10 protein-coding genes and 1 pseudogene are annotated in these 12,474 nt (G+C 56.6%); 5 read left to right on the forward strand and 6 right to left on the reverse strand.

Going from position 1 to position 12,474, the window contains the following annotated elements:
• The 4 genes from D5269_RS11640 to D5269_RS11655 all read right to left on the reverse strand — a co-directional run.
• On the reverse strand, nt 1-866 hold an 866-nt coding region (locus D5269_RS11640), incomplete at its 3' end, for a type IV secretory system conjugative DNA transfer family protein (protein ID WP_158604954.1).
• Nucleotides 863-1,342, reverse strand: coding sequence for a PcfB family protein (locus D5269_RS11645; protein ID WP_120485582.1), 480 nt, complete (start codon nt 1,340-1,342; stop codon nt 863-865). The genes D5269_RS11645 and D5269_RS11640, both read right to left, overlap by 4 nt.
• Before the next feature lie 80 nt (nt 1,343-1,422).
• The gene (locus D5269_RS11650; RefSeq protein WP_120485583.1) at nt 1,423-1,881 is read right to left on the reverse strand and encodes a DUF3846 domain-containing protein; all 459 of its coding nucleotides are present in this window, start codon (nt 1,879-1,881) and stop codon (nt 1,423-1,425) included.
• 50 nt (nt 1,882-1,931) lie between these two features.
• Nucleotides 1,932-2,918, reverse strand: a complete 987-nt coding sequence (locus D5269_RS11655) for a DUF6017 domain-containing protein (RefSeq protein ID WP_120485584.1) — start codon at nt 2,916-2,918, stop codon at nt 1,932-1,934.
• Nucleotides 2,919-3,119: 201 nt separating this feature from the next.
• Between D5269_RS11655 and D5269_RS11660 the strand changes: the two genes are divergently transcribed.
• On the forward strand, nt 3,120-4,742 hold the full coding sequence (locus D5269_RS11660) for a recombinase family protein (RefSeq protein ID WP_120485585.1): 1,623 nt from the start codon (nt 3,120-3,122) through the stop codon (nt 4,740-4,742).
• A 10-nt stretch (nt 4,743-4,752) separates the two neighbouring features.
• On the opposite strand, the gene D5269_RS11665 is transcribed toward D5269_RS11660, so the two are convergent.
• Complete coding sequence (locus tag D5269_RS11665; protein ID WP_120485603.1) at nt 4,753-5,484, reverse strand: response regulator transcription factor; 732 nt, start codon at nt 5,482-5,484, stop codon at nt 4,753-4,755.
• A gap of 235 nt (nt 5,485-5,719) precedes the next feature.
• Here D5269_RS11665 and D5269_RS11670 point away from each other — a divergent pair, with 235 nt between their 5' ends.
• The 4 genes from D5269_RS11670 to D5269_RS11685 are packed head-to-tail and all read left to right on the forward strand — an operon-like array spanning nt 5,720 to nt 11,392.
• A complete protein-coding gene (locus tag D5269_RS11670; RefSeq protein ID WP_120485586.1) occupies nt 5,720-7,105 on the forward strand; it encodes an extracellular solute-binding protein in 1,386 nt (461 codons plus the stop codon).
• A gap of 24 nt (nt 7,106-7,129) precedes the next feature.
• Nucleotides 7,130-8,089 (forward strand): sugar ABC transporter permease, encoded by a 960-nt coding sequence (locus D5269_RS11675; RefSeq protein WP_120485587.1) that lies wholly within the window; start codon nt 7,130-7,132, stop codon nt 8,087-8,089.
• On the forward strand, nt 8,086-8,928 hold the full coding sequence (locus D5269_RS11680) for a carbohydrate ABC transporter permease (protein ID WP_120485588.1): 843 nt from the start codon (nt 8,086-8,088) through the stop codon (nt 8,926-8,928). The genes D5269_RS11675 and D5269_RS11680 overlap by 4 nt, the downstream gene beginning before the upstream one ends.
• 49 nt (nt 8,929-8,977) lie before the next feature.
• Nucleotides 8,978-11,392, forward strand: coding sequence for a glycoside hydrolase family 3 protein (locus D5269_RS11685; RefSeq protein ID WP_120485589.1), 2,415 nt, complete (start codon nt 8,978-8,980; stop codon nt 11,390-11,392).
• A gap of 126 nt (nt 11,393-11,518) precedes the next feature.
• On the opposite strand, the pseudogene D5269_RS11690 reads toward D5269_RS11685, so the two are convergent.
• Nucleotides 11,519-12,297: pseudogene (locus tag D5269_RS11690) on the reverse strand (CAP domain-containing protein).
• Nucleotides 12,298-12,474 lie beyond the last annotated feature (177 nt).

A 12,474-nucleotide genomic window follows, 5' to 3' on the forward strand; every position in this document is an offset into this window, starting at 1 on the left:
GCGTTTTTGAAGTTTTCATCATCCTCCCGCACCTCGGACGCATTGAGCATTTCCAGCAGGGTGGTCATGTTCTTTTCTTCCTCCGGCGCTTCATACCAGATGTAGGCGATCAGCGCCTGATAGTAGAGGGCTTCGGCTTTCGCCCAGAAATCTTCACCGCCCTTGCTGTCCTCGCCCTTGGTGTTCTCCATGATGCAGTTTACCAGCTTCAAAATGTCGTTCTCGCAGTAGATATAGCGGAATGGGTTGTACTTCATGGACTGCTTGAAGTCAATCGTATTGAGTATTTTTATCTCATACCCGCCGCGCTGAAGCATTTTCCCACATTCCAGAACGACCGTGCCTTTTGGGTCAGTCACGATATAGCTGGCGTTCATCTGCATGAGGTTGGGCTTAATGTGGAAGCGGGTCTTGCCGGAGCCGGAACCGCCGATTACCAGCACGTTTTTGTTGATGTTGTACTTGGGGATTTTGTTGCGCCCCACCATGACGCGCTCTGTCTGCGTCAGGAGAATGTTCTGGTCAAACTTGGGATTGACGAAAGGGCGTATATCGTCTGGGGTTCCCCAACGCGCCGAACCGTACTCAACCCCGTGGCGGTATTTCTTGGCATTTTTCGCCTTGAAATAGACCACAGCGCGGATAATGACCGCGCCGGCAGCGCCAAACAGCAGGTCGCGTGGATAGAAGCTGGGCAGCGGGTTTTTGGAAATCAACGTCCCCAGGCCCGATACCGCGCCCATTGCCTTTGTCACCATATCCGCGCCCTCTGCCAGCCGGTAGCCCTCCGCCACACGGTTGAAAAACCAGAAGATGAACAGATAAGGCAGGTTGGGGAGCAGGATTTTCTTTACATCAAATTTCAAAGTTCAACGCCCCCTTTCTCCCGGTTTTTGGCGGTATCCCGCGTCAGGTTCTTTGCAATCTCCTTGAAGTGGGAAAGCTGGCCTAACAGCGACGGCTTTTTCTGCGCGGAGCGGTTCAGGCTTTTCCCGGCATACTCGGCAAAGGCGGCGTTCAGCGCGTCCGCGTCCCTTGCCTTGAAAAAGACAAGGTATTTCCCCTGCGCCGGGTCTTTTTTCAGCGCAAAATCTACCCCGTATTTCCTCGCCACGCGCTCAAAGGACTTAATATTCTTGTCGGTGATTTCGATGTTCTGCACACCTGCGCCCTGGCTTACAAGCTGCTTTACGGTCTGCTTGCCGTGGTGTATTTGCGGGTTCCGGGCCTGCGCCAGATACTTCTGTATGGCCCATTTCAGCAGGCCGGCGGTCAGCCTGCCGCCCATTTTGCCGACCTTGATGGTGAGAGCCACTGATTTTTCGCGTACTTCGTCCTGCATGGTAAAACCTCCTCTCTTTGCAGGCTGGGACTAAACTGGTGTGCGCTAAGGCGGAACCAGCAGGCGGCGGAGCAGGTATTTCATGCACCGGCCTCCTTTCCGCCCCACTTGGTCAGCACCACGGACTCGCCGCTTGCCATGCCGCCCCAAAGCCTGCCAGCGGTTTCGGCAAATTCGGCAGGAGAAGCGCAGAGGTGGTCTGTCCCCAGCATCATAAACTCGCCGGGACTGGCGAAAAGGCTCTGAAACTCGGCTTGCTGGGCAGGGGAAAGGGAACAGAAGCCCTCCCCGTCTGAAAGCCCGCACAGCAGGAATGTACCGCTGATGCACTCGTTTACAAACGGATTGCAGCGGTTGGGCGGCAGTCCCTGACGGTTGGCGTCCTCGTTGTAAAGCAGCATGACCCGCTGGGGCAGGAAACAGCCCATCGCCAACTCCCCGCCGACAATCTGCGAAAAGGTTTCCAGCGAATACTCCACCCGCGCCGGCCTGGGCGCTCTGCCCGGTTCCACCACCAGAATGTTGATCTCATGTTCCATGCAAAAGTCCTCCTTTGGTTTGATTGATGTATTGCAAAGCGCCGGGCGGCTTAACCGTCCAGCAGCCCATGCGCCATATCGTGGCTGACAAGGGATGTGTAATATTGCCCCATCGTGACGGGGGCGTTGTAGAGCGCAGCCAGCGTATACGCCTTGATGTTGCCGATTTTGGCGGTGTTGCTTTTCAGGCTGTCCATGACATAGCCGATATGTTCACTGTTTAGCTTCAGGAACCGGCTTTTGACAGCCTCGGTGGGTATTTCCTGCCCGCAGATACGGACAGATTCCCGTGTGGAGCAGCAGATTTCAAGCATTAACTCCACGTAGCCGTCCAGCAAGTCCTTGTCCCAGGGGTTCCGTTCCAGAAGAATTTCATAGTCGATATTTTCTAAAATCAGTTCGCGGTAGCTTTCCATCTCATCCAATCCCATCCTGCGCGGAGCGCGTTTACCAGCAGGAGAAGAAACCACTAAGGGGGTAGGGGGTGGGATGGATAGATCAGTATCGCTTTTTTCAGTTTTATTTATATCAGTATTATTAGGAGCGGATATTCCGCACTCTTGACCGCTGGTTTTCAGGGGTGCAGACTGCGGTTTTTCAGCAGTCTTGACTGCGGCACTGGAAAGCGGTCTTGACTGCTGGTTTTCCGCAGTCTGAACCGGCGCGGAGGGTTCCGGCTCCAGAATGAAGTTCTTGACGTAAATCCGGGCGGGGTGTCCCTGGCCCTGCTTTTTCCGTTCCACAAGGCCGATGCCTTCCAATTCGCGGAACAGTTTCGTCGCCTTGTCCTTGCCGCAGTCCAGCATGGTCATGACTTCCTCCTGGGTGAAGTAGAGGAACACGCGCCCGTTATCGTCCAGCCAGCCATTGCGGGAAGACAGCCCCATGCGGTCAAGCAGCAGGCCGTACAGCACCTTTGCTTCCAGAGATATGCTCTTGTAGCGGCGGTCGGTCAATAGGATTTTCGGGATGCGGTAGAAGCTGTACTGGTCGGCTTCATTCCCGTAGTAGTAATTCAGATTCAAAGTTTCCGGCATTTTCAAAGCCTCCTGTCTAAATGAAAAAAGCCCCGGCGATCTGTGTCGTCGGAGCAAAGCGGCTATATAACAAAAAAGCCGCGCAGTAGCTGAGTGTTCGTCAGTTACTGTGCGGCTTGTGGTTTCGATATTCGGTTTTTTCGTGGTGTGTGCCAGAATAGGCCATCTTTTCTACATTTTTTGTCGGAGTTTTGACAGATAATCGGGCATTTTCCCTGTTTTTCTCGGTGTTTTCCTCTACGTCTATTCGTCTGGTCGTCAGACGATGAATTACAGGGGGAAAGCGGCAGTATCCAGACCCAGCGCATGATGCTTAGGCAGTATGCCACAGAGCATGGGCTGACCGTTGTAGACGAGTACATTGACGACGGATGGAGCGGGACAAATTTCGAGCGTCCAAGTTTCCAAAGGATGATTGATGACATCGAGGACGGGAAAATCAACTGCGTTGTCACAAAGGATTTATCCCGTCTGGGGAGAAACTATATCCTGACCGGTCAGTACACGGAAATCTATTTCCCCAGCAAGGGAGTACGCTACATTGCCATCAATGACAATGTGGACACCATCAACGGAGAAAGCGAGCTTGCCCCGTTCTTAAACATCCTAAATGAAATGCACGCCCGACAGACCAGCAAAAAGGTCAAGGCTGCCATGCGCACAAGATTTGCCAATGGCGCACACTATGGAGCCTATGCACCGCTGGGCTATGTAAAAGACCCGGACAAAAAAGGTCATCTTCTGATCGACCCGGAAACACGCTGGATTGTAGAGAAGATTTTTGACCTTGCTGTACACGGGCGTGGAGCCGCCAGCATTACACGGATTCTGGTGGAGGAAAAAGTACCTACCCCCGGCTGGCTGAACTATGAAAGATACGGGACTTTCGCCAATATCTACGCCGGTGCGCCCGCAGAAAAAGCCTATGCGTGGACGATAGCACAAGTCAAGAGCATTTTGAAAGAGGAAACTTACATCGGTCACAGCGTTCACAACAAGCAGAGCAACATTTCATTCAAGAACAAGAAAAAGGTGCGGAAGCCGCAGGAAGAATGGTATCGTGTGGAAAATACCCACGAAGCCATTATTTCCGAAGAAGTGTTCCAAAAAGTTCAGGAGCTGATTGCAAGCAGACGCAGGAAACGCAGAAACGGTACGACACAGATTTTCGCAGGATTGATAAAATGTGCAGACTGCGGATGGTCTTTAGCCTATGGGGAAAACAAGCAGAACAAAAACCCATACGGGTACTACCATTGCAGCAAAAACGGACAGGGATTACGCCAGTGTTCCATGCACTATATCCGCTATGATGTACTGTATGCCTATGTACTTGCAAGACTGCAATACTGGTCTATGCTGGCACAGAAAGACGAGGACAAGCTGCTGAAACGGCTGCTCAATGTCAGCGACAGGGAAAGAAACTCTGCGAAGAAAAAGCAGGCTGCGGAGCTGAAAAAGGCGGAAAAGCGTAAAGCCGAGGTTGACGGGTTGTTTGCTAAAATGTATGAGGACTGGTCTGCCGGACGCATAACCGAGTATAACTTCAATATGCTGTCCGAGAAGTACCAGAACGAGCAAAAGGAGCTTGAAACAAAAATAAGGCAGCTTCACGAAACGATGGAAGCCGCCGTACAGACCGCAGCGGATGCTGAAAAGTGGATTGCCCTGATGAAACAGTATGTCAACCCTGTGGAGCTGACCGCCGAACTTCTGAACACTCTAATTGAAAAAATAACCGTCCACGAAGCTGTCAAGGGCGAGGACGGAAGCCGTGAGCAGGAAGTAGAAATCTACTACCGCTTCATCGGCAAAATCGACTGACCTTTCTTTTTTACCCAACAATATCTTTAATTAAGGGAAACGGGGTCATCCCAACCTGAGAGCGGAAGTGCTGGATGAAGTGGCTCTGGGAGGAGTAGGACAGCATAACGGCGATCTCCACAAAGTCGTAATTGCTGAACCGGAGGAGGTTTTTCGCCATGTCGATCTTCCGCTGGCGGATGTACTCGCTCACCGAGATGCCCGTCTCCTGCTTGAAGATGCGGGACAGGTGGGTGGGGGAGATGTTAATGGACTTTGCCAGCTCGTTCACCGTGATCCTATCCATGATGTGGACGTAGATGTAGTCGATGGCCTCAGCCACCTGCTTGGAGGAGGCGATGTTTTTCCGCAGCTGCCGCATCCGGCATACGAAGTCCATTGCCATCTGGTCGTGGACATAGACGATCTCCGACATGTTGTTGCAGCAGTCCATCCTTCGGATATACTCGTCGCTGAGACCGAAGGCCTCCTCCAGAGGCATCCCGCCCTCCATGCAGAAGCGGGTGAGCATGGCGGCGGTGACCACAAAGTGGTAGCGCAGGTTGGTCACCGGGTTGTCGGAGAGCTTGCCCACCCCCTCCATGTTCTCAAAGGCCCCCCGGCTGCAATTTTCCTGCACCGCGTCAATGAGGCCCGCCGCCACCGAGCGGTAGAACAAAAATTCCTCCCCCGGCTCCCGGTGGCTGGTGGTTTCGCCCTCCTCCTCCAGAAGAACGGGCTGCCAGCTTGGCTGTCTGTCCATAGGGGCACCTCCCTGAAATTTTGGCACAAATATATCATAAATCTGACATTTTGGCAAGAGACAGTCTGGCGGTTTATCCGGAAAAGTCGGAGAAAAACTGTGATAGTCTCCAAATTCGGTCATGGATTTGATATTTGTTAATTGGTTTTTATATACAGCTGTTACCCGCCGGTCTATAATTTTTATTACACGGCAGCCCTGCGGGCTGCGCAAACTGAGATAGGAGGAGTGGAACATGAGAAAAAAGAAAATCCTGAGCCTGGCCCTGGCGTCCGTGACAGTCCTCGGGCTGCTGAGCGGCTGCGGAGGGGGCGGCGGCGGCCTGCTCAGCGGTGTGCAGGCCAGCGACGGCGGCAAGGTCCTGAACATCTATGTGTGGAACGAGGAGTTCCAGGGCAAGTTCAACGAGAATTACCCCCAGGTGGAACAGCTCTCGGACGACAAATCCATCGCCTATCTGAAGGACGGCACCGAGGTCCACTGGATTGTGAACCCCACCCAGGACGGCGTCTATCAGCAGAAGCTGGATGAGGCGCTGCTCAAGCAGGGCAGGGTGGCCGCCGACGACCGGATTGACATGTTCCTGGTGGAGGCGGACTACGCCCTGAAATATGTCGACCCGGAGGTCAATGTGGCACTCCCCATCTCCCAGCTGGGCATTACCGATGCGGATATTGCCAACCAGTACCGCTACACCCTGGAGGCTATGACCGGCTCCGACGGTGAGATCCGGGGATTGAGCTACCAGGCCACCCCCGGCATGCTGGTCTACCGCCGCTCCATCGCCAAGGCCGTCCTGGGCACCGACGACCCGGAGACCGTAGGCGCCGCCGTGGCCGACTGGGATAAGTTTTACGAGACGGCGGAGCAGATGAAGGCCGCCGGCTATTACATGTACTCCGGCCGGGCGGACACCGCCCGGGTGTATTCCAACAACGTCTCCGCCCCCTGGGTGAAGAACGACAAGACCGTGGTGGTGGACCCCAACATGATGAACTGGGTGGACCGCTCCATGGAGGACATTGAGAGCGGCATCAGCCACAACGTGCCGGGCCAGTGGAACGACGAGTGGAACAAGGACATGGGCCCTGACTCCAAGGTGTTCTGCTTCTTCCTCCCCGCCTGGGGTCTGGATGTGTGTATCGCCCCCAACGTGAAGGATACCGCCGCCGCCCAGGATTGGGCCGTCTGCCCCAGCCCCCAGAGCTTTTTCTGGGGCGGCACCTGGCTGGTGGCCGCCAACGGCACCGATAACGCCTCCCAGGTCAGGGATATCATGCTGACCATGACCGCCGACCGGGACCTTCTGCGCACCCTGGCCATGAACTACGGCGAGATGAGCAACGACCAGCCTCTGATGGAGGAGCTGGCTCAGTCTCCCGACTTCGGCATCGAGCTGCTGGGCGGACAGAACTACATCGGCGTGCTGTCCGATGTGGCGGCCACAGTGGACCTGTCCAACATCTCCTCCTATGACCAGGGCTGTGTGGAGGAGTTCCAAAACACCTTTGGCGATTACTTCAACGGCGTCATCAGCCTGGACAAGGCCAAGGACAACTTTGAGATGGCCATCACCGAGCGCTACCCCTGGCTGGTGGGCGGCGGCGTGCTTTGGCCGTAAACCGCTGTGAAAGGAGGACTTCTGATGAAAAACGAGAATCGAATCAAAAGCGTCAGCTATGCCAAATGGGGATATATTTTTATCCTCCCCTTCTTTTTAAGCTATGCCATCTTCTCGCTCATCCCGCTGGCGGACACCATCCGCAACAGCTTCTATGAGTACTACGCCTTCGGCCTGAAGACCGTGGGCCCCAACTGGACCGGGCTGTCCAACTACACCTCCCTGCTCTCCTCCGACCTGCCCAAGTACGCCTGGAACACCTTTGTCATGTGGATTCTGGGCTTTGTGCCCCAGATTATCGTGGCGCTGGTGCTGGCCTCCTGGTTTACTGACGCCCGGCTGAAAATCCGGGGCAAGCAGTTCTTCAAGGTGGTCATCTACCTGCCCAACCTGATTATGGCCTCCGCCTTCGCCATGCTGTTCTTCGCCCTGTTCTCCAACGCCGGACCTGTCAACAGCATCCTGCTGCGCATGGGTGTGGTGGGAGAGGCCATCCGGTTTATGGAGTCCACCCTGGGGGCCCGCACCCTGGTAGGGCTGATGAACTTCCTCATGTGGTTCGGCAACACCACCATTATGCTGATGGCGGCCATCATGGGCATCAATCCCTCCATCTTTGAGGCGGCGGAGCTGGACGGCTGCACCCACCTCCAGAAATTTTTTAAGATTACCCTGCCCCAGATCAAGCCCCTGCTGACCTACACCCTGATTACCTCCCTTATCGGCGGCCTGCAGATGTTCGACGTGCCCCAGATCCTCACCGGCGGCAAGGGCGCCCCTGACCGCACTACCATGACGCTGATTATGTACCTGAATAAACACCTCCAGGCCAAAAACTACGGCATCGCCGGCGCGCTGTCCGTCTTCCTGTTTATCATCAGCGCCATTCTCTGCTGGTTCGTCTTTAAGATGAACACCGACTCCGACCCGGACGGCTCCAAGTCCGCGGCCAAGCGCGCCAAGAAAGGGGGCAAAGCGCAATGAAGAACAAAAAATCCAGCGGACGGACCGTTCTGGCCCATGTGGTGCTGATTATCCTGGCGTTTCTGTGTCTGTTCTTCTTCTACATCCTGATTATCAATGCCACCCGCTCCCACGCGCAGCTTCAGCTGGGCTTCTCCGCGCTGCCTGGTTCCAGCCTGGTGACGAACTTTAAAAACGTCATCAACGACCCGGCTATCCCTATCCTCCGGGGCGTGCTGAACAGCCTGATTGTGTCCGGCTGCTGCGCCGCCATCGTAACCTACTTCTCCGCCCTGACGGCCTACGGCATCTACGCCTATGACTTCAGGCTGAAAAAAGCGGCCTTCACCTTCATCATGGCCATCCTGGTCATGCCCACTCAGGTGACGGCCCTGGGCTTCCTCCGCCTGATCACCAACATGGGTATGGACGACTCCCTGCTTCCCCTGATTATCCCCTCCATCGCCTCCCCCGCCGTGTTCTACTTCATGCACAGCTACATGCAGTCCTCCCTGCCCAAGGAGCTGATTGAGGCCGCCCGGATCGACGGGTCTCATGAGTTCGGCACCTTCAACCGCATTGTCCTGCCGATTATGAAGCCCGCCATTGCGGTGCAGGCTATCTTCACCTTCGTGGGCTCCTGGAACAACTACTTTATTCCCGCCCTGGTGATTACCTCCAAGAGCAAACAGACCCTGCCCATCATGATCGCCACCCTCCGGGGCGCGGACTACATGAACTTCGATATGGGCAAAATTTACATGATGATTACCATCGCCATTGTACCTATCATTGTTATTTACCTGCTCCTGTCCAAGTTTATTGTGGAGGGCGTCGCCCTGGGCGGCGTCAAGGAATAAATCAGAAAGCGCCGTCGGCCGACGGCGCTTTTTTCAAGGAGGATTTTTTATGGAAAAATGGATTCGCGCCCGCTATCAACCCAACCTGCCCCTGAACGGGAGCCAACGGGTGACAGCCAGCCCGGAGCATATCGCTCTGTCCCGCCGGGCTGCCCAGGAGGGGGCGGTGCTGCTGAAAAACGACGGAAATCTGCTCCCTCTGGCTCCCGATACCCGGGTGGCCCTGTTCGGCAAGGGCAGCTTCGACTATGTGAAGGGCGGCGGCGGCAGCGGGGATGTGACCGTGGCCTATATCAAAAATCTGTATGATGGCCTGAAAGAAGAGGGCGTATCCCTCTATGAGCCCCTGTCCGATTTTTACCGGGACTACGTGGAGAAGCGGTATGAGGCAGGGGACGTCCCCGGCCTGATGGCCGAGCCGGCGCTGCCCCAGGACCTGGTGGATTCTGCCCGGGAAAATGCGGACGTGGCCGTGATCGTCCTCAGCCGCTTCTCCGGGGAGGGCTGGGACCGGGAGCCGGTCTTTTATCAGGAGCCGGACTACCCCTGGCCCGACGAGCTGAATATGCCCCGAAAGGCCAAAGACATCTTTCCCAGGGGGGACTACTACCTCACCGGAGAAGAACAGCGCGTGGTAAACCAGGTCCGCGCCGCCTTTGACAAGGTGGCGGTGGTGCTCAATGTGGGCGGCGTGGTGGACGTCTCCTGGTTTTGGGAGGACGACCGCATCTCTTCTGCCCTCCTGGCCTACCAGGGGGGTATGGAAGGGGGCGCGGCCATTGCTGCCCTGCTCACCGGCAAGGCCAATCCCTGCGGCAAGCTGCCCGACACCTTTGCCCGGGATTTGTCCGACTACCCCTCCACGGAACACTTCCACGACTCCCCCCACTATGTGGACTACACCGAGGACATCTATGTGGGCTACCGTTACTTCGAGACCCTGCCGGGGGCGGCGGAGAAGGTCTGTTATCCCTTCGGCTTCGGCCTGTCTTACACCAGCTTCTCTCTGGAGGTCCTGAAGGCCGGGGAGGAAAACGGAACCGTACAGGTCCAGGTCCGGGTGCGCAACACCGGGGACCGGGCGGGAAAAGAAGTGATTCAGCTCTATTTCTGCCCGCCCAGGGGGCTGCTGCAAAAGCCCGTGCGGAATCTGGCGGCGTTCAGGAAAACCGGACTTCTGGCGCCCGGGGAGAGCGAGACGGTAGAGCTGACTTTCGCTGTGTCCGACATGGCCAGCTTTGACGACCTGGGGAAGATCGCCCCCTCCGCCTGGGTGCTGGAGAAGGGGCGGTATGCCCTGTATGTGGGAAATTCCGTTCGGGACGCTGTGGAGCTGGATTACGCCTGGGAGCAGGCGGAGACGGAAGTGCTTGTTCGGCTCAGCGCCAGCATGGCCCCCTCCCATCTGTCCAAGCGCCTGCTGGGGGACGGCAGCTATGAGGACCTGCCCGCCGCCCCGGCGGCGGATACGGTGGAAAATCTGTTCCAGCCCCTCACCACCGCCCAGGCGGAGGGGGTGGCTCCCGCCACGCCGGGGCGGGGACGCTATATGTTGGCCCAGCCTTACGCCCCAGGGGTACAGCCCCTGTCCGCTGTGGCGGAGGGCAGGCTGTCTCTGGATGAGTTTATGGCCCAGCTCAGCGACGGCGACCTCATTCACCTCTTGGGCGGCCAGCCCAATGTGGGGGTGTCCAACACCTTTGGCCTGGGCAACCTTCCGGAATACGGCGTGCCCAACCTGACCACCGCCGACGGCCCCGCCGGGCTGCGCATCCAGCCCGAGGTGGGGGTCTGCACCACCGCCTGGCCCTGCGCCACCTTGCTGGCCGCCTCCTGGGACCCGGAGCTGCCCGCCCAGGTGGGGGCCGCCGCCGCGGCGGCGGAGGTGAAGGAGAACAACATCTCTGTCTGGCTGGCTCCGGCGGTGAACATCCACCGCAGCCCCCTGTGCGGCCGGAATTTTGAGTACTGGTCCGAGGACCCCCTGCTCACCGGCAAGCTGGCCGGGGCCATGGTCCGGGGCATCCAGTCTCAGAATATCGCCGCCACCGTGAAGCACTTTGCCTGCAACAACAAGGAGACCAACCGGAAGTACAGCGACTCCCGCCTGTCCCAGCGGGCCCTGCGGGAGATTTACCTGAAGGCCTTTGAGATTATCGTCCGGGAGGAACAGCCCTGGGCCATTATGAGCTCCTACAATGTCATCAACGGCCAGCGGGCCTCGGAGAGCCGGGAGCTGCTCACCACCATCCTCCGAGAGGAGTGGGACTATGCCGGCCTGGTGATGTCCGACTGGTGGACCCGCGGAGAGCACTACAAGGAGCTCCTGGCAGGCAACGACCTGAAAATGGCCAACGGCTACCCGGAGCGGGTGGAGGAGGCCATAAAACTGGGGGCGATCAGCCGTGCCGATTTGGAAATCTGCGCCCGGAGAGTGTTGGGGTTGATTTTGAAAATTGATTGACTCCTTTTTGTCTACTGAAGTCCAATTTCCAATTCATTAAAGGTATATAAGGTACCTGAAAATCAGGGGCAGATCATGATCACGATCTGCTCCTGATTTTAGGTCTGCATTTTTGGAATTTCCACATTACGCATAGAAGTTGACACTGTTGGGTATCCCGACGAACATGTAGCAGTAGGTTATACCATCGTGCTGGGTTACTCCCACGCCGATGCAGTCACATCTGGGGTCAATTATTGTTTCGAAATGTCCAGGAGAGTTGATCCAGTTGTTGATGGTGCGTTGAGCGGCATCGGCAGTGCCGGTGAACACGGTGAGGTTGGACCCGAAGCCGTAGAGGTAGCCAGCGTCGACTGCGGCCCGGCTCTCCTCCGGAGCGTGATGCCAGGTGTAGCGCCGGTTGGAGCAGATCTGGGCGGCATTCATCAGGGCCTCGTTGATCGGCAGCTCTGACACTCCATTAGCCTTTCGGGTCTGGTTGATGAGCCGGATCGTCTCCTGCCGTATCTCCAGGTTGTCCGTCAGGCCGATGCTGTCTCCGCTGTCTGGGATTTCTGGCGTAGCAGGGGCAGCAGAGCTGACTGTCAGCGTTACACTCCCACGTTCCCCGGCGCTATTGGAGGCGGTGATTTCCGCAGTCCCCTCTGACTTGGCGATAGCCACCCAGAAGGTCAGCACCTGCTCGACCGCTATTGTGTCCGGGTCGCTGGAGGTGACGGTGTAGTCCGCACCGCTGGGGCCAATGATGAGGCCGCTGCGCTCTCCCACCTCCAAGGACTGCCCTTGTAGCTGCTCACCCGGACGGGGTCGTCAGGCGATTCCGCTGCCATTGTGGGGATTGTGAGAACGATAGCGAGGGTGGCCGCAGTCAGTGCGGCGGCAATGCGCTTTTTCATGCTGGTCATACTCTTTCCTCCTGTATTTCGTATTTTGTGGTGCTTTTGCAAGCAATACAATACTGGAATGGAGTCCGTAAGTCGAGTGATTTTCGAGAATAAAATGTAGAAATACAGAGGTGAAAAGCAAGCAAATTACACAGTCGACAGGACTTTAGGAAATCTGCTTATCATTGTAAACGGAGG

It is taken from the genome of Anaerotruncus sp. 1XD42-93, assembly GCF_009917605.1.
Lineage (GTDB): Bacteria > Bacillota > Clostridia > Oscillospirales > Ruminococcaceae > Anaerotruncus.

What these genes read in the sequence shown, in the direction of transcription:
- D5269_RS11645 (WP_120485582.1), bottom strand. Translation starts at nt 1,342, where the DNA reads ATGCAGGACGAAGTACGCGAAAAATCAGTGGCTCTCACCATCAAGGTC.
- D5269_RS11650 (WP_120485583.1), bottom strand. Translation starts at nt 1,881, where the DNA reads ATGGAACATGAGATCAACATTCTGGTGGTGGAACCGGGCAGAGCGCCC.
- D5269_RS11655 (WP_120485584.1), bottom strand. Translation starts at nt 2,918, where the DNA reads ATGCCGGAAACTTTGAATCTGAATTACTACTACGGGAATGAAGCCGAC.
- D5269_RS11665 (WP_120485603.1), bottom strand. Translation starts at nt 5,484, where the DNA reads ATGGACAGACAGCCAAGCTGGCAGCCCGTTCTTCTGGAGGAGGAGGGC.
- D5269_RS11670 (WP_120485586.1), top strand. Translation starts at nt 5,720, where the DNA reads ATGAGAAAAAAGAAAATCCTGAGCCTGGCCCTGGCGTCCGTGACAGTC.
- D5269_RS11675 (WP_120485587.1), top strand. Translation starts at nt 7,130, where the DNA reads ATGAAAAACGAGAATCGAATCAAAAGCGTCAGCTATGCCAAATGGGGA.
- D5269_RS11680 (WP_120485588.1), top strand. Translation starts at nt 8,086, where the DNA reads ATGAAGAACAAAAAATCCAGCGGACGGACCGTTCTGGCCCATGTGGTG.
- D5269_RS11685 (WP_120485589.1), top strand. Translation starts at nt 8,978, where the DNA reads ATGGAAAAATGGATTCGCGCCCGCTATCAACCCAACCTGCCCCTGAAC.